The 20,779-nt window shown below is 40.8% G+C and carries 23 protein-coding genes; 4 read left to right on the forward strand and 19 right to left on the reverse strand.

The window, feature by feature from the left end; all coding sequences use genetic code 11:
- Positions 1-59: 59 nt before the first annotated feature.
- From MKZ05_RS11375 to rpmG, 9 genes are all read right to left on the reverse strand, one after another.
- Entirely contained in the window at positions 60-1,184 is a 1,125-nt protein-coding gene (locus tag MKZ05_RS11375; protein ID WP_212045908.1) for a M14 family metallocarboxypeptidase, read from the reverse strand.
- An 86-nt stretch (positions 1,185-1,270) separates the two neighbouring features.
- The gene (locus MKZ05_RS11380) at positions 1,271-3,190 is read right to left on the reverse strand and encodes an LTA synthase family protein (protein ID WP_212045907.1); all 1,920 of its coding nucleotides are present in this window, start codon (positions 3,188-3,190) and stop codon (positions 1,271-1,273) included.
- A gap of 213 nt (positions 3,191-3,403) precedes the next feature.
- On the reverse strand, positions 3,404-4,357 hold the full coding sequence (locus MKZ05_RS11385; RefSeq protein ID WP_003217302.1) for an ROK family glucokinase: 954 nt from the start codon (positions 4,355-4,357) through the stop codon (positions 3,404-3,406).
- Between the two features lie 13 nt (positions 4,358-4,370).
- Positions 4,371-4,586, reverse strand: a complete 216-nt coding sequence (locus MKZ05_RS11390; RefSeq protein ID WP_212045906.1) for a YqgQ family protein — start codon at positions 4,584-4,586, stop codon at positions 4,371-4,373.
- A gap of 58 nt (positions 4,587-4,644) precedes the next feature.
- Entirely contained in the window at positions 4,645-6,183 is a 1,539-nt protein-coding gene (locus MKZ05_RS11395; RefSeq protein ID WP_339160156.1) for a rhomboid family intramembrane serine protease, read from the reverse strand.
- 86 nt (positions 6,184-6,269) lie between these two features.
- The gene (locus MKZ05_RS11400) at positions 6,270-6,443 is read right to left on the reverse strand and encodes a hypothetical protein (RefSeq protein ID WP_212045904.1); all 174 of its coding nucleotides are present in this window, start codon (positions 6,441-6,443) and stop codon (positions 6,270-6,272) included.
- An 89-nt stretch (positions 6,444-6,532) separates the two neighbouring features.
- On the reverse strand, positions 6,533-6,997 hold the full coding sequence (locus MKZ05_RS11405) for a hypothetical protein (protein ID WP_137054971.1): 465 nt from the start codon (positions 6,995-6,997) through the stop codon (positions 6,533-6,535).
- Between the two features lie 78 nt (positions 6,998-7,075).
- On the reverse strand, positions 7,076-7,636 hold the full coding sequence (locus MKZ05_RS11410; protein ID WP_106029145.1) for a 5-formyltetrahydrofolate cyclo-ligase: 561 nt from the start codon (positions 7,634-7,636) through the stop codon (positions 7,076-7,078).
- Between the two features lie 48 nt (positions 7,637-7,684).
- Positions 7,685-7,834, reverse strand: a complete 150-nt coding sequence (gene rpmG / locus MKZ05_RS11415; protein WP_012010579.1) for a 50S ribosomal protein L33 — start codon at positions 7,832-7,834, stop codon at positions 7,685-7,687.
- 421 nt (positions 7,835-8,255) lie between these two features.
- Here rpmG and MKZ05_RS11420 point away from each other — a divergent pair, with 421 nt between their 5' ends.
- Both MKZ05_RS11420 and MKZ05_RS11425 read left to right on the forward strand, forming a co-directional pair.
- Positions 8,256-8,603, forward strand: a complete 348-nt coding sequence (locus MKZ05_RS11420; RefSeq protein WP_003217285.1) for a hypothetical protein — start codon at positions 8,256-8,258, stop codon at positions 8,601-8,603.
- Positions 8,600-9,100 (forward strand): endolytic transglycosylase MltG, encoded by a 501-nt coding sequence (locus MKZ05_RS11425; protein ID WP_003217472.1) that lies wholly within the window; start codon positions 8,600-8,602, stop codon positions 9,098-9,100. Before MKZ05_RS11420 ends, MKZ05_RS11425 begins: the two co-directional genes overlap by 4 nt.
- 43 nt (positions 9,101-9,143) lie before the next feature.
- Here the strand turns inward: MKZ05_RS11425 and pstB (MKZ05_RS11430) are convergent, their stop codons facing one another.
- The 9 genes from pstB (MKZ05_RS11430) to MKZ05_RS11470 form a co-directional block, all read right to left on the reverse strand.
- Complete coding sequence (gene pstB, locus MKZ05_RS11430) at positions 9,144-9,926, reverse strand: phosphate ABC transporter ATP-binding protein PstB (RefSeq protein ID WP_034620853.1); 783 nt, start codon at positions 9,924-9,926, stop codon at positions 9,144-9,146.
- Between the two features lie 14 nt (positions 9,927-9,940).
- Entirely contained in the window at positions 9,941-10,744 is an 804-nt protein-coding gene (gene pstB / locus MKZ05_RS11435; protein ID WP_003217465.1) for a phosphate ABC transporter ATP-binding protein PstB, read from the reverse strand.
- A gap of 32 nt (positions 10,745-10,776) precedes the next feature.
- On the reverse strand, positions 10,777-11,661 hold the full coding sequence (pstA, locus tag MKZ05_RS11440; RefSeq protein WP_003217489.1) for a phosphate ABC transporter permease PstA: 885 nt from the start codon (positions 11,659-11,661) through the stop codon (positions 10,777-10,779).
- Positions 11,661-12,587 carry a phosphate ABC transporter permease subunit PstC gene (gene pstC / locus MKZ05_RS11445; protein ID WP_003217329.1) on the reverse strand — a complete coding sequence of 309 codons (927 nt, stop codon included), beginning with the start codon at positions 12,585-12,587 and terminating at the stop codon, positions 11,661-11,663. Before pstC ends, pstA begins: the two co-directional genes overlap by 1 nt.
- A 79-nt stretch (positions 12,588-12,666) precedes the next feature.
- Positions 12,667-13,584 (reverse strand): phosphate ABC transporter substrate-binding protein, encoded by a 918-nt coding sequence (locus MKZ05_RS11450; RefSeq protein ID WP_339160163.1) that lies wholly within the window; start codon positions 13,582-13,584, stop codon positions 12,667-12,669.
- Positions 13,585-13,798: 214 nt separating this feature from the next.
- Positions 13,799-15,934: a penicillin-binding protein 2 gene (locus tag MKZ05_RS11455; protein ID WP_050943970.1), complete on the reverse strand. Its 2,136-nt coding sequence runs from the start codon at positions 15,932-15,934 to the stop codon at positions 13,799-13,801.
- Positions 15,935-16,056: 122 nt separating this feature from the next.
- Positions 16,057-17,343, reverse strand: coding sequence for an MFS transporter (locus MKZ05_RS11460; protein WP_003217361.1), 1,287 nt, complete (start codon positions 17,341-17,343; stop codon positions 16,057-16,059).
- A 122-nt stretch (positions 17,344-17,465) separates the two neighbouring features.
- Positions 17,466-18,074 carry a superoxide dismutase SodA gene (gene sodA, locus MKZ05_RS11465; RefSeq protein WP_003217313.1) on the reverse strand — a complete coding sequence of 203 codons (609 nt, stop codon included), beginning with the start codon at positions 18,072-18,074 and terminating at the stop codon, positions 17,466-17,468.
- 187 nt (positions 18,075-18,261) lie between these two features.
- On the reverse strand, positions 18,262-18,747 hold the full coding sequence (locus MKZ05_RS11470) for a DUF456 domain-containing protein (RefSeq protein WP_003217408.1): 486 nt from the start codon (positions 18,745-18,747) through the stop codon (positions 18,262-18,264).
- Positions 18,748-18,890: 143 nt separating this feature from the next.
- Here MKZ05_RS11470 and MKZ05_RS11475 point away from each other — a divergent pair, with 143 nt between their 5' ends.
- Positions 18,891-19,661: a DUF1189 domain-containing protein gene (locus tag MKZ05_RS11475; protein WP_003217320.1), complete on the forward strand. Its 771-nt coding sequence runs from the start codon at positions 18,891-18,893 to the stop codon at positions 19,659-19,661.
- 55 nt (positions 19,662-19,716) lie between these two features.
- On the opposite strand, the gene MKZ05_RS11480 is transcribed toward MKZ05_RS11475, so the two are convergent.
- Entirely contained in the window at positions 19,717-20,262 is a 546-nt protein-coding gene (locus MKZ05_RS11480; protein WP_212045902.1) for a GNAT family protein, read from the reverse strand.
- A gap of 190 nt (positions 20,263-20,452) precedes the next feature.
- Here MKZ05_RS11480 and MKZ05_RS11485 point away from each other — a divergent pair, with 190 nt between their 5' ends.
- Complete coding sequence (locus MKZ05_RS11485; protein WP_003217371.1) at positions 20,453-20,755, forward strand: hypothetical protein; 303 nt, start codon at positions 20,453-20,455, stop codon at positions 20,753-20,755.
- Positions 20,756-20,779: the final 24 nt, after the last annotated feature.

A 20,779-nucleotide genomic window follows, 5' to 3' on the forward strand; every position in this document is an offset into this window, starting at 1 on the left:
TTATTGACAATAAGAAATTGCTTCATGTTCAAATGTAAAAAGCACCTGACAGGTGCTTTTTAACACTTACATGCTTCCCATAACAACCGCTTTGTTTTCTCATAGATCGTGTCAAATTGATTCATGGAAAGAGGATTTTTTCCTAGGCCAAGCTCGACTGTATACCCCTCATTGTGACATTGATAAATAAACCAATCGCGATAGCCTGCATAGCTGTCAAGATATTGAACCGGTTTATAGCCGCTTACTTGTTCGAATCGTTTGACCGTTTCTTTTGAGATGGCTGGTTCATGACCAAGAAACCCCCAGTATATCTCTTCCCCTTGTGTATGGAGAGCAACAAGCCTGTCAAAGCGTTTTCGTAACGCTAGATTTGCCATCGCTTTCGCTTCTGGCTCTGTTAGCGGCTGATACCCAGGAAAACCTCGATTGGACGGAGCCTTAGTCTCATGACGGTAGTATTCGATCTCCCAATAAGCAGGAAATTGATTGTTCAAATCCACCCCTCGTATATTTGCTTTCCACTCCTGATAGTCAGCATATCCATCATGTAGCGGTGTGAATTCTTCACTGCTCAGACCAAGTGACTCTGGTCCATTTCGTACGAGATCCACACCATCTGGATTCACCAATGGTACGATAGAGAGAGCTGTGGTTCGCAAAATATGAACGGCTTCATGATGCCTTGCTTGCACCGGGTCAGATGCAGCCAAACACAGCGATTTCAGCCATTTTATTAAAACAGACGTCGTGATCCATTCATTTGCATGAAAAGAGGCATTCAAATGAATAGAATGTAAATGCTGAACAGGCTCTGTTCGGATTTCATAAATAGGTGTATCAAGCACTGAATGACCTATGATGCTCATTTGAAGAAAAGGAAATGCGGCTTTCAAGTAGCTCAGCTCTTCTTCTAATTGAGCACTATCATATTCAAAGGTTCCATTGATCCAATCATCGGATTGCTGCAGCCTGTAAGGCGCAATAAATTTCTGCAGCTCACCTATGGAAGAAAATGAATGGATGCCTTCCGGAAGTCGGTATCCCGGTAAAAGGAGGTACTCATTGCTGATTTGATTGGATAAATGGAAAGCTGCATTCCCTATCCCTAACTGCTTTGCTACATGATCCTTTTCCTCTCCATCTAGGTGCCATTCAATTTTCCCAAACGACGTTGTCTTCATTTACATCCCTCCTCTCATACTATATGAGCCGGCAGACCAAAAAAGAAAACCTCTGCATGTAAAAATAACAGAGGTTTTCTCGTATGTTAGGACGCCTTTTTTAGCTGAGTTTCATCTTCTTTTTTGGATGGAGAATGGTCCGGGCTATTCCGGTCATAAAATCTAAGGAGATCCCCATAGATGATTTGATCAGAGAATTGGAGCTCTTGCTTTGCTTTCTCTTCATAAGACTGACACACAGTCTCATCATCTCTTGGCTCACCCGTTTTTTTATTGTAGCAAACACCATCTGTGAAAACACTGTCCTTCGTAATAAAACTGCCATCACGAAGCACGGTAAAATTATTCGTATCTTTCGATAAAAGATCATGGCCAAATTGAATTTGTTTACTTGTATCAATTCCTAATAGATTGAGTACAGTTGGGCGGAGATCGACCTGACCACCTACCGTATCAATTTCTTTTGGATGTTGGTCTGTGATCCCTGGAATGTGTACAACAAACGGGACTTTTTGAAGCTGTACTTCTTCAAATGGTGTAATCTCTTTATTTAAAAATTGCCCCATGGCTTCGTTATGGTTTTCTGAAATTCCGTAATGATCCCCATACAAAACAAAAATGGAGTTATCGTATAACCCAGCTTCCTTCATCTTCTTAAAGAAAAGCTTAAGTGCTTCATCTTGATAACGCACTGTAGGGAAATATTTGTTTAGCGTTTTGCTCTTAGAATCATATTCATCAATGAGCTTATCTTCTTCATCTAGATCAAACGGAAAGTGATTCGTTAATGTAATCAATCTCGTATAGAAAGGCTGCGGGATCGATTTCATCAATTCCGCTGACTGTTCGAAGAATGGACCATCTTTCAGCCCCCAGCCAACTGAATTTTCTTCATTTACATCAAATGATTTAATATCAAAAAACTTATCGTAGCCAAAGCTATCGTAGATCAGGTCACGGTTCCAGAAACTTTTGTTATTCGCATGAATGACAGAAGAATGGTACCCCTCATCCTTTAACAGCTCAGGTGTGGCTGTAAACTCATTGCTTGGATTTGTGAAGAACACAGCCCCTCTTCCAAGTGGATAGAGAGAGTTATCAACAATAAACTCTGAGTCAGATGTTTTCCCTTGACCTGTTTGATGATAGAAATTAGTAAAGTTGTAGCTTTTCTTGATTAATTTGTTTAAAAACGGGGTGATTTCTTTCCCGTTTAGTTTTTCATTGATCACGAAACTTTGTGTAGATTCAAGTGAGACAAGAATGACATTTCGTCCTTTTGCTTGACCAAACGTCTTTTCATTACGGTCGGTTTGATTTGCACTTATATAGTTTTCAATTTCTGTTAAGCTATTGCTGTCAGCAAGGGCTCGTTGAGCAGACTGCTTCGATTGCAGCACTCCATCATAAATATGGAAATTATATAAGCTGATATTTTTTACCAGCATCTCACGGTCAAATGAGCGAGTGAGCAGTTCTGGTCTCTCTGTTTCAGCCAAACCAAGGTTAAAGAAGAAAGTCGCTGCCACAAATAAATAATAGGCTGCTCGTTCTTTTCGTGAAATGGTGACATCCGTTCTAAAGGAAGGCTGCTTTTTATAGAGCCACATTAAAATGATAATATCAACGAACATTAGAAAATCGACTGGTTCAATTAAAGAGGTAATACTTGACCCGAGGTCACCCATATTGTTTGTTTGAAATAGGACGGGGATGGTTAAAAAGTCACTATAGAATCGGTAAAACACAATGTTAGCTAACAAAATAAATGTCAGAATAAAGCTCGTCACGATGATATATCGATTGCGATTTTTTTCTTTCATAAATAAACCGATTCCGAAGATAAACAAGATAAAGCTAAGCGGATTAATAAACAGGATGAACTCCTGCATGAAATTTTCTATTTTAATATTGAAGCTAGATTTATAGATAACATAGGTTTTGACCCACATGAGCAATGTCGCAATCAGTAAAAATGAAATCGCCTTTAATCTTTTCTTTCGCATTGTAACCTCCTTATGCTAAGCGAGCACTCAAGCTAGGGATACACCCTAATTATTGGTGCTTCTTCAAAAATAACTAAACTATATCTTATCCTGTATGTGCTGGAAAATCAATGTCTTTTTCCTCATGACAAACTTATGAATATGCTAAACATTTCATTTCATGCCCATCTATCGCTTTTTTTAATAAAAATGACATCATGATGACTTTTTTGTTTAAGACAACCATTTGTTTTTTGCCATCCATGCACCGCCGATGACTCCTGCATCGTTTCCGAGAGAGGCAATCACGACTTCGACATCATCAGCGCAAGGCGGAAATGCGTGATGCTTAACAACGCGCTCTACTTTACTGCGAAGGAGCTCACCTGCTTTTGAAACACCGCCGCCAATCACGATTTTTGTTGGGTTTAACGCACTGGCAAGATTCGCTAACACAAGCCCAAGATGAGTCGTCACTTCTTCTACGACACGCATGGCAAGATCATCTCCACTTTCAGCGGCCTTAAACACTTCCTTAGCAGTCAGCGAAGTAAGCGTGCCAAGTGAAGATGTATGCTGCTCTGTTACTAATTTATCCTTTGCAAGCCGGACGATGCCAGTCGCAGATGCAATGGTTTCAATACAGCCTGTTCTCCCGCAATTACAAGGTGCTCCTTGGAATGGAACGGCACAAATATGGCCAATTTCTCCGCCAGCCCCTGTCTCACCTTGAACAACTTCACCATTTACAATAATGCCGCCGCCAACACCTGTGCCAAGTGTGACCATCAGGATGTTTTTTGCACCATCGCCTGCACCCTTCCACATTTCACCGAGTGCAGCAATATTCGCATCATTTTCGATGACAGATGGAAGTCCGGTCTCTGCCTCTAGGTGATCTTTGAGTGGATAGTTTGTCCAGCCGAGATTCGTTGTTTTATAGACAATCCCAGATACTTTATCTACAGGCCCAGGTGCACCCATTCCAATCCCAATCAGCGCTGATTTGGGCATACTGATTTCGACTAGTTTGTGGTCAATTGATTTGGCAATATCGACTGTGATCGTCTGCCCTGATTTATCCGTAGGAATCTCCCACTTATGCTGAATTTCACCATATAGATTAATGAACGCAAGCTTAATTGTCGTACCGCCAAGATCTACTCCTACAAACCAATCCCCGATCATATGCCCTCCACCTTCACATTGTTTTTCGATTTAATTTGGCTAGTTCCATTTGAAGAATCGTCATTGCGTTTAACCATTCTGTCCGGTCAATAATGCCCGATGTATACATTTCCTTCAGTTCATCTGCCATAAAATCTAATTCCACTTCACGATCTCCGAAATACACATAATTTCCAAATCTCATGAGCAGCTGCTGTACATCATATAACGTTTTCATTGTTTTCACCATTTCTTCTCATCAACAGATAGGATAAGCGTATTCATAAATGCGCTTTCAGTCAAGTCATTCAATGTGTTTGCGTGTTTTCAATATATTGTTTCAGCTTTAAAAATTGATCATTTTTTGGATCTTGGTCTAACCCTTTTTCTATTAGATCCTCTGCTTTCGCTGTCTCTCCTTTTTCTACGTACAACAACGATAAATGATACAGTTTATTTGGATCATCTGGATTTTTTTTAAGCGACTTTTGTAAAAATCCAATCGCTTTGTCAAGGTGTCCGAGCTGGGCTTCCGATAGTGCATATATATGTAGAGCCTCAGCTGATGCATCCTTTTGATATACATATTCCTCTAGACGTTTACTTGCTTCGTTATAGGTCTTGTCATCAAATAAACTTGCTGCCTCACTTACTGCTGCCGCTTCCTTTTGATCGTCTGAATGAAACCCTGTATACAATCCAAAACCACCAATCAACAGTAGAACAATACTAGCAAGAAACATTTTGACAGGCTTCACCTGTTTAGGAAGCCGGACAGCTAAAGCCGCTAAAAAACCGCCAACCAGACCGCCAAGGTGCCCTGCGTTATCAATACCTGATACGGTAAAGCCGATCCCTAAATTGATGAGGATGATCACAATAATATTTGTCCCCATCGTCCGGAAGAAGAGCTTGCGGTTAGAAATTGCCAAATATAATAGTGCACCTAAGCATCCAAAGATCGCGCCTGATGCACCGGCTGCGATGGCCGTATTAAAGACAAAGCTCGCTATGGAACCAAAAATGCCGGAAATGAAATAGATGAGCAAAAATCTCCATGAGCCATAAATTTTCTCAACAGCCGCTCCGACAGACCAAAGAGCAAATGTATTAAAGAGTAAGTGTGTCAAGCCAATATGCAAAAACATCGGTGTAATCAGGCGCCACCATTCTCCATCTAAGATCAGCCCATTATTTTTAGCACCAAACGCTGTCAAAGTTGCCGTATTGGTACTTCCTCCAAATAGTTCAAGTAAAAGAAACATCACCACTTGAACAGCGATGAACAGGTAGGTGAAAATCGGTCTGCCATTTTGAAAAACGGCCCGTTCTCGTTCACGCTGCTTTTCCTGATCATCAAATGCTTGAAGTACGCTCACTTTAAGCTGAATGACATCTTCAGCTGTGTCTCTTTTTGCCTCTTCTACATCCACTGTCAGCGATGTATTGAGCCATTTTTGCAGCTCATTTACGTCGTGTTGAAGAGTGTCTGCATTCAGTAATACAGGTGTAACCGTCACCTTTTGCTTTTTTTGCGGTTGACCGTTTAGGTCCTCCCAATCATCTACAGGGTCGTCAGCTGTAAATTGGAGCTGTAAGAGATGCAGAGAACGTTTACGCATGGCCTCTCTCAGCTGATCCATCCGATACGTCTGTTCTTCGATATCTCGAACGATCTCCTGTTTAAAATTCACATCTTTTCTATATAGACGGATGAGATCATACCCTGAGTTTCGTGGTGCTTCAAAAAATATTTCATCTTCTGGAAACGGACTTTGAATCATCTCGTACCCTTTTTGTCTTAATTCATCAACAACTCGCCAAAATAAACTATCTATGACATTCATTCATTCGCGCTCCATTTTTTACATTATTATAACAAGAATCGTTCTGATCCGCATTTCTGAACAAAAAAATCCCGGCGTCTGCGGGATTAGAATGCTTGGCGAATAAATTTCGTCCGAAAATATGGGATTTTCATCAGCCACTTAATAACAAAGTGACGCACTTGATTTTGACCTAAGATCAAATTCATCAGCCGGTAACGATTTTGCACGAGAACGAATGCAAACAATGTGAACACAATGCTCCAAATCATTTTATTCATCATATTCCCTCCTATGTTCGTATCGTGGCTTAAATAGGATGTGTTTATGCATGAACCATCATTTTTATCGCTTACCATGCGATATGCTTTCACACTCTAATCCCTTGTTCTTTTGATTGAATATAATAGACCTCTTCACACTCGGATTGATCATAAGAAACGTCAAATTGATGAAGATCGATTAAATCCTTGAACGTATGAGGCAGCTTACAATTCGGCTCTACCTCTTCCATCTTGTGAGGGAAGTAACTGTCGTATGGATTTGGTGTATGAACATATACAGCGTCTAAACCAGGGTCATGTTCGTGAATACAAATCCATGTTTGGTATGGCTTTTCAAAGCCTTCAAGCTGTTTTAACAGCCTATGATATAAAGCGATATGGGCTTTGATATGCTCTCTTCTTATTTTTAAGCTATTTTCCCCGACCCCAAAAAAATCAAGGTGCGTATGCCAAAAATAAAACCATGAATCCTGATCAAGTTTGAGATCACAAGTATTCACTTCCTCCCACATATTGCGGAAGTATCTTTTCTTTCCACGAAATTTTTTCAAAACGGACCTCCTATCAGCTAAAATGCCATGACCTTATGAAACAACAAAAAGCCCGTTCTTTGGACAATCAGCGGACTTTTACTTTTGATATAACGTGCCTTTTTCACTGACAATCATAGACACCGGTATGTCGTGCGCTTCAGTCGGCACATGCCTGATTTGCTGTAAAGACAGACAAAGTGCAATGGTTCCCCCGTGATAGTCAGCTAAGTAGCGGTCATAATAGCCGCCCCCAAATCCAATCCGGTAGCCTTTTTGATCGAAGCATACCCCAGGCACAATGATTAAATCAATGGTTTCTTTATGTACAGCTGTTGATACTTGAGGGTCTGGTTCCAATAGCCCAAAGTAGCTGGATGTCATCTTTGTTTCGGGTGTATATTCATAAAACATCATCTCTTTTGTTTTCGGAAAACAGGTAGGGATACATACTGTTTTTCCTTCTTCCCACGCTTTTTCAATTAGAGGCATTGTCGGTATCTCTTTTCCTCTAGACATCGTCAAAGCGATCGTTTTCGCCTGTTTCCATGCTGGCAGCTGCAATAAGTGCTCATGAAGTAAAGCCGTGCTGCGCTCAAATTCTTCAGCGCTTATTTGATCAAGCTTGGCTAATGTTTGAAGGCGAAGCTCCTTTTTCATACAGATCATCTCCCATCATAAAAAAACAGCAGGAAAATTCCCTGCTGCTTACTTTGTTTCACGATGTACAGTTTGTTTTTTATCACGTGAGCAATACTTTTTGAATTCAACGCGATCTGGATTGTTTCGCTTATTCTTTTTAGTAATATAGTTACGCTCACCGCATTCAGTGCAAGCTAGAGTAATATTTACGCGCATATTTTTCCCTCCAAACTAAAATCAATTCACATTCAGACCTAACTATAATACCACTTCTAGCTTAGGAATGCTAGAATGTTTTTTCACCAATTTCAATTTGAGTGCATCCACTTACATATCGCATGCTTATGTCATGAAAAATCGTCTGCTCCCCTATAAAACCTGATCCTTTGTCGTACTGTATACATGAGAGACCCTCTTCTCCCCGCCGCTTTCATTTATTTTGACAGCGAGGCAAGGTTTTCATACCCGTTTTACATATAAAAAGAAAAAAGATGAAAAAAAGGTGATTTTCTTCAGCAATTCCTTTTGAAACTAGCTTTTTTATGGTATAAAAAAGAAGGGTCGAAAACTGTCTGAAACAATCTTGGAAGCCTTTTATGGCTTTCAGCATTAAAATATGAATAAAAGGTGATGAAACATGGAAATTGCAATTATCGGATTGCTTGTTGTCAGTATTGTACTGATCGCATTCTCATATTTTCAAAGAGAACCGATTAAAGAAGTCGAGCAGGAACTTGAAACACTTCAACTATCTGCAATGCAAGAAATCTATAAACTGAAAAAGAAAATGAAAGTGCTTGAAGAAGAATTACTTGAAACAAACATCGTCGTCCGCAAGCATTCAGAAATTGATCCATCCATCGCAAGACAGATCATTTCAAAGCACCAAAATGGCATGTCTCCTGAGGCCATTGCGCGCGCTGAGCATGTATCTGTAGAAGATGTCAACATGATCATTAAAGACAACGAGAGGGTGCTTGTATGACGAAAAAAAGCATCCAAACGTTTGCAGCAGGTATGATTCTTGCAACTGGGGTTCTTGCGATTGTCTTTTTCCTCACTGGGAAAGACGAGGCAGCAGCTGATACAACAACAAAAGAAACCCTCGCACAGAAAGTAACAGACACTGACGTGAAAAACTATTTAGACTCCAAAAAAGAAGTCACTGTCAGCCGTGAAACGTACCAGCAGCTTCTTGACTATAAGGAAAAAGCGCTGAAGGCAAATGAAGACGGAGATTCTAAAAGTGATCAACAAAAAGAGGACAAGCCTAAAGGCAAATCGATCAAATTTGTGATTAAAAACGGTATGAGTACAAGTGATGTTTCAGACATGCTTGAAAAGGACGGCATCATCAACTCGTCTAAAGATTTTAATGATTACGTAATTGACGCCGGCTACCATAAAGAAATTCGTGCAGGCAAGTTCAATTTAAAAACAGGAATGACATTCAAACAGATTGTCAAAGCCTTAACAAAATAACAACAAAACCCCCCTGGCGGCACTGACCTCCAGGGGGGTTTCCTTATCCAAATCGACCAGATATATAATCATTCGTTCTTTGATCGTTTGGCTCAGAAAACATCACATTCGTATCATTGACCTCAACAAGCTCCCCCATTAAGAAGAAGGCCGTTCGGTCTGATACCCGAGCCGCTTGCTGCATGTTATGCGTCACAATGGCAATCGTATATTTCTCTTTCAATTTCATAATCAATTCTTCAATCTTTAATGTTGAGACAGGATCAAGCGCTGATGTTGGTTCATCCATTAATAAGATGTCTGGGCTTGTAGCAATGGCTCTTGCGATACAAAGACGCTGCTGCTGACCGCCAGAAAGGCCTAGAGCGGGAGCACTTAATCGATCTTTCACTTCATCCCATAGGGCAACATCTCGAAGCGCTTTTTCCGCGATTTCTTTCAATTGCTGCTTGCTCTTAACTCCATGAATTCTTGGTCCGTATACGACATTATCAAAAATTGACTGAGGGAAAGGATTTCCTTTTTGAAACACCATCCCGACATTTTTACGCAGCTCCACTAAATCGACACGACCTTTTAAAATGTTGTCATCTTTATACATCATATCCCCGGTGATTTTCACACCTGGCACTGTTTTGACCATAAGATTTAACGTTTTAATAAACGTTGACTTTCCGCAGCCGGACGGGCCGATAATCGCTGTGACTTCATGCTCTCTAATCGCTAAGTCAATATGCTTCAATGCATGATGCTGTCCATACCAAAGATTCATATCATTCACACGAAACACTTCTTTTTTTGCTGCTTTAGTTGCTACTGCATTCATCAAATCCACCCGCCTTATCCAAATCGACCATTGATATAGTCTTCTGTTTTTTGCTGTGCAGGACGTGTAAAGATACGTTCTGTGGCATCATATTCTACTAGATCTCCGTTTAAGAAAAAGGCCGTACGATCTGATACACGGAGCGCTTGCTGCATGTTGTGTGTCACAATGACGATTGAATAATCATTTTTTAATTCGCCTAATAGCTCTTCAATTTTCGCATTTGAGATAGGGTCTAGGGCAGAAGCCGGTTCATCTAATAATAAGACACTAGGTTTCATCGCAAGTGTACGTGCAATACAAAGTCGCTGCTGCTGACCGCCTGACAATGACAAAGCAGATCGGTGCAGACGATCTTTGACCTCATCCCATAACGCCGCCTTTGTTAAGCTTTCCTCAACCGCATCATCAAGCACAGATTTTCTTTTTTCCCCGGCATACTTTAACGCATGGGTGATGTTATTGTAGATCGATTTAGGAAATGGATTTGGTTTTTGGAAGACCATGCCGATTTCTCTTCTTAAATTCACCACATTAATACGGTCATCCAAAATATTTAATCCTTCGTACATGATCGCCCCTTCACTTCTCGCACCTGAAATTAAGTCGTTCATGCGGTTAATGCTGCGTAAAAAGGTTGACTTCCCGCAGCCGGATGGACCGATTAATGCAGTAATTGCATTCTTCTCAATCTCGAATGAAATGTGATTGACCGCTCTTTTTTCACCATAATAAATGCTTAAATCCTGCACCTGTAAAATCTGTTCCGCTTGAAGTGGAGCCTTTTTCGCTGCAATCTCTTTTTTTTCTGCTAGCATTTGAACCATATCCCCTTCACACCTCTCTCACATTATTTTGACGTAAGCTTTTTATGAATAAATGAACCAAGCCATCTAGCTGCTAAGTTGAATAATAAGACTGAAAGCACAAGTACAGCTGATGCACCATTTGCGATGGCTTCTGCATCTGGAATGATTCCTTGTGTATTGACGTTCCATATATGAACGGCTAATGTTTCTGCCGGTCTAAACACATTCAGCGGTGACGTATCAGAAAAAGGACTCCAGTTTGTGAAATCAAGGCGCGGTGTGGAGAGACCTGCTGTAAAAAGAAGAGCAGCCGCCTCACCAAAGACTCTTCCTGATGCTAAAATCGCACCAGTGATAATAGACGGAAGCGCACCTGGAATAAGGACCGTTTTGACTGTATGCCACTTCGTTACACCAAGCGCTAGTGATGCTTCCTTTTGATCCTTCGGTACAGAGCGCAGCGCATCTTCTGTCACCCTGACCATCACTGGCAGGTTAAACACAGTGAGCGCAAGAGCTCCTCCAATAATCGTATAGCCCCAGCCTGTTAAATTCACAAACATGAGTAAACCAAACATACCAATGACGATAGACGGAAGTGAAGACAACACTTCGATACATGTACGAATAAAGTCTGTGACTTTGTTTTGAGGCGCGTACTCTGCCATATACACTCCGCCGCCGACGCCAAGCGGTACTGTAATCAGCATCGTAATAAACAAAATATAAAACGAGTTAAAGAGCTGATCCCTGATACCGCCGCCAGAGCCAATCGCACTTGAGCGGGTTGTTAAAAAGTCGAAGTTTAATTCTTTTGCACCGTTGAAAATGATATAAGAAAACAAACCAACGAGAATCGCCGTAATAATGGCAGCACATAATCCAAATATAAATGTGGCAAAACGATCGGTCATTTTGCTATTCATTAAATCTTCCTCCTAGACGACAAGTATCTGATAATGAGTATGAACATAAATGATACAACTAGAAGGACAAGTCCCATTGACCAAAGTGTATTGTTCTCAACACTTCCATACGTTGTGTGACCCATGTTTAACGTAATAATAGTTGTTAATGTACCAGCTGTATCCATAATGCTCTCTGGTAAATTACGCGTGTTTCCAATGACCATCTGTACAGCAAGGGCTTCTCCAAATGCTCTAGCCATGCCAAGAACGACCGCTGTCATTAATGTTGGCAGAGCTGCTGGGACAAGCACACGTCTAATCGTTTGCCATCTTGTTGCGCCTAATGCGTACGATCCCTCACGTAAACTTTTTGGTAGTGAACCCATTGCATCAGTCGCAATGGATGTAACGGTTGGCAGGATCATAATAGACAGGACAATCGTTCCTGCTAGCACGCTATGCCCTGAGCCGCTTGACTTAAAATGTCCGATAAACGGCACCAATACTGTAAGACCTATGAATCCGTAAACAACGGATGGAATCCCTACAAGCAATTCAATGACTGGCTGGAGGATTTTACGTCCCCAAGCAGGTGCAATTTCTGTCATAAAGATTGCGCCTGCGATGCCTAGTGGCGCTGCAATGAGTGCCGATAGGAGCGTGACGGCGATTGATCCGAAGATAAAAGGAAATGCGCCGTACTGCGGGTTTTCTGCTGTTGGGTTCCAATTGATACTGGTTAAGAACTCAATTGGGCTTACACCATTTACAATGAAAGATTGTAAACCCTTAATGCCAAGGAAGATGGTGATGGCGATTGATACAGCAATCATTAAGAATGCGCAAAATCTCACCAAAATACTTCCTCTTACTTCATCCATTTGCCTATTTTTCTTCGAGCTGATCAGTCGATCGCTCGCTTCTGTATGTTCTATCTGCTTCATCTTTTTCTACACTCCTATGAATGTCATAAAAGGAAAAGTGAAAAGCTCCACTTTTCCTTCATCAGCAATTCAAGACCTCTTACTTATCTGTTTGTTTGCCTGTTGCGTCTCTTTCTACTTTCATATTAGCAACTGAGATGTAGCCTTGGTCTTTGACGATTTCTTTTTGTACTTCATCACTCATGAGGTAATCTAAGAATTGTTTTGCTAGACCATCTGGCTCACCTTTTGTATAAGAATGCTCGTAAGCCCAAATTGTATATTTACCGCTTTCTACATTGCTTTCTTCCGGTTTCACACCATCAATGCTAAGCGGTGTAATTTTGTCATCTGTTAAATAAGAGAATGCTAGGTATCCAATCGCACCTGGCGTTTCTGCAATCAGTTTTTTCACTGTGTTTGAAGAATCTTCTGTGATTCCTTCTGCAGGTGTTGCACCATCAAGTGCATATTTCACAAATGTTGCACGAGTTCCTGAAGAGTCAGGTCTGTTCACAAGAGTGATTTTTTGGTCTTTCCCGCCAAGCTCTTTCCAGTTTTTGATTTTACCAGTGAAGATTTTTTTCAATTCGTCCTTTGTGATGTCTTTGACACCCACTTCAGGGTTTACAGCTGCGGCCATTCCAACAACTGCTACTTTGTGGTCTGTTAAAGCTTTTGCGTCGATTCCGTCTTTCTCTTCTGCGAATACATCTGAGTTACCAATTTGTACAGATCCTTCTGACACTTGAGAAAGTCCTGTTCCTGAACCGCCGGCTTGTACTTGAATATCGGCTTTTGGATGTTTATCCATGAATTTTTCTGCTGCCGCAAGAACTAAAGGCTGCATCGCAGATGATCCTGAGATGGTAATGGAACCTGATGCCTCATCTTTGTTTGAAGCATTTCCTTTACTGTCTTTTGAATCTCCGCTTGAGCTGCTGTTTCCGCATGCTGTGACGAGTGCTAACAATGCGATAGTAAGGAAAGTAAGCAGCCATAATTTGTTCTTTTTCATTTCAAGAATACCCCCTGAATAATTTGTCCTACGAGTAATACATTAAAGGTTCTTTATTAATTTCGTTTAAATGGAATGTTAAGGTTTTGTAAATGTCGAAGTTTTGTAGAGATCTTGCGATGTTTTTTATGTATTTTGTCAATTTATCTCGAAAATTTTGAAGAAAACGTAAAAAAACGCCCACAAAAAGTGAGCGTTTTTACCTAGAAAAGGTCTAGTCATTTGTTTCTGCTTCATTTTCAATTTTATTTTTGTTCTTCGCTTGTGTATCATTGCTTTCCTGTTTTGATTTTAGCTCAAAGTATTTGTCTAATACTTGTTCACCGATATCATTTGTAATTGGATAGCGCTGATTGTAGTCTTGATACACCCATGGTACAACGACGGAAATGGCCACTTCTGGATTATCAGCAGGCGCATACGCAACAAGTGTTGTGTTATATGTTGGTGTGCCGCGTTTGCTTTTAATTGGGCCGTCATAGAATGATTGAGCGGTTCCTGTTTTGCCAGCTGGGTTATATTTTTTGTTGCCAAAGTTCGAGTAGGCCGTCCCTCTTGGGTTCTGCATGACAAGCTTGAAGCCTTGCTGAACACGCTTGATCTCATCACCTGTCATGTCTAGCTTATTCAATACGTCCGGTTTGACGGATTCTGTTACAGCACCAATGCCGCGCTGCGGATCTGGCTCTCTCACTTCTTTAACAAGCTGCGGACGTAAACGATATCCGCCATTGGCAATCGTTGAAACGTATTGCGCCATTTGCAGCGGTGTAAACGTATCATACTGTCCAATTGCATAGTCAAGCAGGAGACCAGATTGTGTAGACGTTCCCCGGTAGCCTGTCGCTTCGTTTGGCAGGTCAATCCCTGTTTTGACACCAAGACCAAATTTACTGAAATTATAACGGAATGTATCAAAAGCTTTCGGATCGATTGGGAGCGGCTGGTTCTTACGATACTCCCCTTTTCCAACGGCAATCGCTGTTTTAAACATATACACGTTAGATGAACGCTCGAGTGCCGTTAAATCATTAATGAGTCCCATATTTTGATAGGATTTCTTAGGCGGTGACTGCGCGATATACAGCGGTTCATCGTACTGGGTACTTCCAATATGAATCACGCCTGTTTTATATCCCGTCAGTACAGTGGCCCCTTTTACAGCTGAGCCCATCGCATAGGATGAAGTCATTGTTCCTAATGCGTAGTCATCAAATTTGTATTTTCCGTTTTTGTTTGAAATCTGTTTCCCCGCAACGGAGAGAACTTCTCCATTTCTAGGGTCCATCATGACAACAAACGCACGATCAAGAAGCTCTGTCCCGCCTCTTTGTTTCGCACTTCTTAAGTTCTTTTCAACGATTTTTTCTACTGCTTTTTGCAGCTGAATATCAATGGTGAGAACTAGGTCTTTCCCGCTCTTTCCTTCTGTTAGCACTTTAGAGCTTGTCACATTGCCCTCTTTATCAGTTGTACTCTGCTCTTTTTCCTTTTGGCCTTGCAGGACATCTTCATATTGATATTCTAGATAGCTTTTTCCTACACGGTCATTTCGGCTGTAGCCGAGCGATAAATAATGTTCAAGAAGTGACTGCGGAAGTCCTTCATCACTTGAGGACACGCTGCCGAGCATACTGCGAAGCAGTCCTTTATACGGATAGCTGCGTGACCAGTCTGTTGTGACATCCACACCTGGCAGCTCGTCCAAATGCTCAGAGACGTAAGCAATTTCGCTTGGCTTCACATCATCATTTTTAATGAATTGAGGCGTAAGTGCATAGCCTGCATCCATTTGTCTTTTAATCGCAAGCACTTGTAAGTCTTTTTTCGTCAGTTGATTTAATTCCTTGTCCGTGATGCGTTTCAGCTGAAGCTCATATAATTTATCATCAGCGACCTTATCGTCACCCTTTAATTCCGATTCCTTTTGAACAAGCTTTTTCGCTTCATTCGGGTGCGTTAAAATCCAGAAATCTTTTTTGTCACGATCGGTGATTTTTTTCGTACTCACATGAATCATATCCGCTAATTTTGTAGCCACTTTGAGCCGCTCTTCTTGTGAAGTCGTCGAGGTTCTCGTATATGTAATGGCATTTAGCGCTTTATTGCTGACAATCGTATTATAGTTTCGATCGTAAATTTTTCCGCGCGGAGCAGATGAGCTGACATTCACATCCTCTTGTTTTTCTGCCTGCTTTTTATAATCTTCTCCATTGACAATTTGTACAAATCCGAGTCTTACAACAACACCGGTAAAAATAATAAACGCAGCTAAAAATAGTAAATTCAGCCGAAGTGGAAGTGTTTTGCGCCCTTCCTTCACGTCTTTTTTGTTTTTCTTGTTTCTCATCACATCACCTTTTCTATCAAGAAAGAAATGGCACCCCTTTTTGTGTATAAAAGGTGCCATCATCATTTTAGCGGTTTTTCTATTATTTATCTAGAAATTTGATGTTCCATTGGTAAGAAATTTTACCTTTCTCCCTTAATAAGGTTCGTCTGAGAAACTGGCTTTTGACCGTCTGCCTCTTTCATATCAGCAGTTTTTTCTTTCAAATGAATATCTTTTACAAAGAAATAAATGAGGGTATGTCCCGCTCCAAGCACAACAAGAGATGCAGGTATCCCGAGCTCATCACCAAGTAAAGTGACAGACAGAAGAAACAACACAATGGAACAAATACGGCCAGCATTTAAAAACAGCTCCCTGACCACAATATATTCAATTCGGGCTTTCCTTGCATACCTTGCATGACCGATGACATCGTATGTTAAGGAAACATATGGAACAAGCAGAAGCGGATATCCTATCGCGATGGCTACCGCATACATGAGAAGTGATACATAGGACAAGTGAAAGACGATTAAGAACAAGGCGCCGTATAAAATCAGCCCGCCAAGCATAATGGCTTTCTTACGCCATTTTTTCTTAATCAAACGCGTAGCGAAGAAATAAGCGAAAAAGGCAACACCTGAGTTCACCAAACCAAATGTCCCGAGAGCAAGCTCACTGTTTGTTGCGATAAACACAAAGACACTGATTAAGAAGACAAAGACCCCTTCACGAAGCCCTTGAAAAAAGTGAGCTGTTGTAATCTTACGCCAATTCTCGTCGGCATGGCGTTCTTTCCATATTTGCTTGATGATAAATTTTCCTTTGGACTGCCTTCTCTTGAGGAAAAAGCTCATCACAACCGCTAATGAAAACAAAATTAGCGATAAAGTAAAAATCACTGTATAGCCCGTATCATCTGTTAATTGAGAAATGACAATACCCGCGATCAGTGGACCGATCATGCCAGCTGTAGAGGTGAGGACTCCGAGAAACCCATTAAAGAAATCTCTTGTTTCAGGCTCGGTGATCTCAAAGGTAAGTACGTTAAAAGCAAGCCAGTAAAAACCATAGCCGATCCCAAGGACACTCCCTAATAAAACAAGCCGCGCGGCCGCGTGCTCTCCTGCTATTAAGACAATTAAGTAAAAAGCGGCTAAGAAGATCACGCCGAAACGAAGGACAAACGCCCGGTCTATTTTTTTAGCAAGCCGGCCTGCGAATAAAAATGTAATGGGCTGAAGCACAACAATAGCCAGATTGTAAATCGCAAGATCTGTGAATTTCCCAGACTGTTTCCATAAATACACGTTTACAAACGTATTAGAAAGTGCAATGGCAAGTGCGTATAATCCGCCAATCGTGAGGAGGAGCATTAAATCTCTTGTAACATCCATGTCCCCGAACATTTTCTTTAATCTGCTCATATATTTCATTCTCCTTTTCTACACAATAGTCTGTCTCATCAAAAGGCAGATATGTAAAAAAAGGAGGGAAAATATAAAAAGACCTGCTTCTCTAAAGAGCAGGTCTTTTCAAATCAAATGGTTTATTTAGCTTCGCTGTAAAGGCGAGCCACTTCATCCCAGTTCACAACATTCCAGAAAGCTGAAATGTAATCAGGACGACGGTTTTGGTAGTTTAGGTAGTAAGCATGCTCCCAAACGTCAAGTCCTAGAATTGGTGTTTTTCCTTCAGTTAAAGGAGAATCTTGGTTTGGCGTGCTTGTGATTTCAAGTTTGCCATTGTTCACAACAAGCCATGCCCAACCAGAACCAAAGCGTCCTGCAGCTGCTGCAGCGAAATCAGATTTGAATTTTTCAAATCCGCCTAATTCTTTTTCGATTGCATCTGCAAGTTCACCAGTTGGTGCGCCGCCACCGTTTGGTGAAAGAAGCGTCCAGAATAATGAGTGGTTAGCATGTCCTCCGCCATTGTTACGTACAGCTGTACGTACGTTTTCAGGTACAGAGTTTAGGTTAGCCACTAGCTCTTCGATTGATTGATCTTCAAGAGCTGATACACCTTCGATTGCTTTGTTTAAGTTTGTTACATATGTGTTGTGGTGTTTTGTGTGGTGAATCGTCATTGTTTCCTTGTCGATATGTGGTTCTAATGCATCGTAAGCATATGGTAATTCTGGAAGTTTAAAAGCCATGGTTAAATTCCTCCTTAGAAATGTATGTACTGAAATGCTTCCTTAGGTCGTAAGCAAGCAATTCACCCTACTCAAAGAGTATCAAAAGAATTGGCTTGTTTCAACGTTATTGCTCATGATCTGAAACATTTCAGTGTTTATTTTGTATTTAGCCCTTTAGAAAGAGTTTTAAACGCCCTTTTTCTATTTATCGAAGGACATAAAATAAAAAGATGCCCAGCATCAGCGCTTGAATCAATCCTTTGGCAAATACACCTGATATAAATCCGATTAACGAGCCTAATCCTACTTTCACACTTGTCTTCACATCTTTTTGATGAACAAGGAGCTCTGCTATAACACTTCCGATAAATGGACCAATGATAATTCCTGCAATCGGAATCACAAAAGGACCGACTAATAACCCAATGGTGCTTCCCCAAATAGCTGCACGGCTGCCGCCAAAACGCTTGACCCCAATCAGGTTCGAGACATAATCTGCCGCAAATAATACCGCGGTAAATACGGCTTGAATGAGCCAAAACGTCAGTGTCAGCGGCTCGAAGCTGAAAAAGAAACCATATAGAATAAATCCGAGAACCATAAAAACCACACTAGGGATAATTGGATAAACAAGTCCAACAAATGCAATGATAAATGCACAAATGATCAGAATCCAATACAGCACGTCCAAGTCACAGCCGCCTCCTTTTTATTTGCTGTATACATTATGCCTCATTCCCTCTATCTTAACCAGCAATGAAGGCCATACTTGTACTTGTTAGATAGACATTGATACAATATGAGAAATAGAAAAGAATGTAGGAAGTGAATTGATTGAACGTATTTAAACTATTGTTAAAAGGCATTTATTCACCAAAAGATATTGCGAAAGCACGGTTTACAGGGATTGGCAAAGCGATTTTATTCATTTTTATCCTTTCGATCATCGCAGCAGTTCCGCAGGGCTATCATATGAGTCAAGAGATCTCGAATGCGATGTCAGGATTTCAGCATGTGATCAAAAAAGATTTACCTGATTTCTCAATCGAAAAAGGAAAGCTTCAAGCGGATCAAAGTGAACCGATAGAAAAAGAAGAAAACGGCATTACGATCATTTTTGATCCTGCTGAAAAAATAAAAGCAAGTGAGCTTGAATCAAAGCAAACGGCCATCGCATTATTAAAAGAAAAAGCTGTGATTGCTATTGATGGGCAAATGACAGATATCCCGTATCAGCTGCTTGGTGGGACGCTGACAAAAGACGAACTTGCCCGCGTCACAAATCAGAATCAAGCGATTATTATCCCAGTCATCTGTGTGCTGCTATATCTATCAACTGCGGCTCTCATGTTCATTAGCGCAACTTTCCTTGCGATGCTTGGTACATTTATTAAACGCATGCAGCAAAAAGAGCTGTCCTTCCAAATGCTATGGAAGCTCTCTGCTTACTCACTCACATTAACAACAGTCTTTTTCGCCATCATGAGTGCATTAAACACGCCTGTTGCGAATTCATTTTTATTAAATTGGGTCATTAACTTTATCTTTTTATACCTTGTTGTAAAGGAAATACCCGCTAAACATAAACCACTTGTCAAAAATTAATTTAGTATATGAAAGCTCCCCCAACTTGGAGGAGCTTTTTATGTATGTGCATTCTCTATGATTCATCCGGATGAATGATCGCAAACAAATAATGATCTTCCCACACGCCATTAATCTTTACTTTTTTACGATTGAGTCCCTCATTTTCAAAACCTGTCTTTTCAAGCACACGAATGGAACCTATATTACTCGGCTTTACTCCAGCTTCAATACGATGCAGGTGCAGCTCATCAAAGGCATAATCGATGATTAAACGAATGGCTTCTGTCATATACCCTTTCCCGCCATGCTTTTCATCAAGTACATACCCCAGCCAAGCTCCTTCTACCGGGCCTCTTACGACAGAATTTAATGAGATTGTCCCAATTAAGGCATCTGTTTCATTTAAGAAAATACCGTGCATGTAGGCTTCATCCTGTACGCATCTTTCCACACTGCGCTGAATTCGTTCAATTTGACGAGATAACGTGAAAAAATCATCTTTGACCAAAGGTGTAAATTGCTGAAAATAGGAGCGATTCTCAAGTTCAAGTACGAGTAGTGATTGTGCATCTTCTTCTGTTAGCGCTCTCACATATATATGCTGACTGATTTTCTTCATAAACTCTCCCCCCTGCTTTTATTTTATCATAATCGTGATAGAAGCTTGAAAAAGCACCGCCGAGCGTAAATTCAATACAAGACACACTAGAACGAACTAGAACCTCCCTTTCCAGCTTTTTTCCTCATATTGGTTCTATCATTTCGGGACACGCATAGACTGAAGTAAACTCTTAAAAGCGGTGAGTGAAATGCGGCGTATTATTTTTTTGCTAATCAGTTTGTTTGTCCTCTTTATTATCTTTTTTGATTTAAAAAATGGCACCATTCCCGTTGAAGAAGGTCCAGCTGTCCCTGCAAATGCCTTTCAAACACCTGAGAAAAAAGCATATAAGAACGTCACAGTGAAACAAGGTGAAACCGTCGTCTCTATCGTCCATACAAGTAAGCCTCTTGATGAAGTCATTGAAGATTTTGAAGAGCTGAATCAAGGCGTCAAAGCAAACGAAATTCGGGCAGGTAGCACATATAAGTTTCCGGTATATAAGAGATAAAACGTTAATTCCTTGTCATTCATA

The sequence above is a fragment of the Bacillus sp. FSL M8-0277 genome (assembly GCF_037975305.1).
Taxonomy (GTDB): domain Bacteria; phylum Bacillota; class Bacilli; order Bacillales; family Bacillaceae; genus Bacillus; species Bacillus pumilus.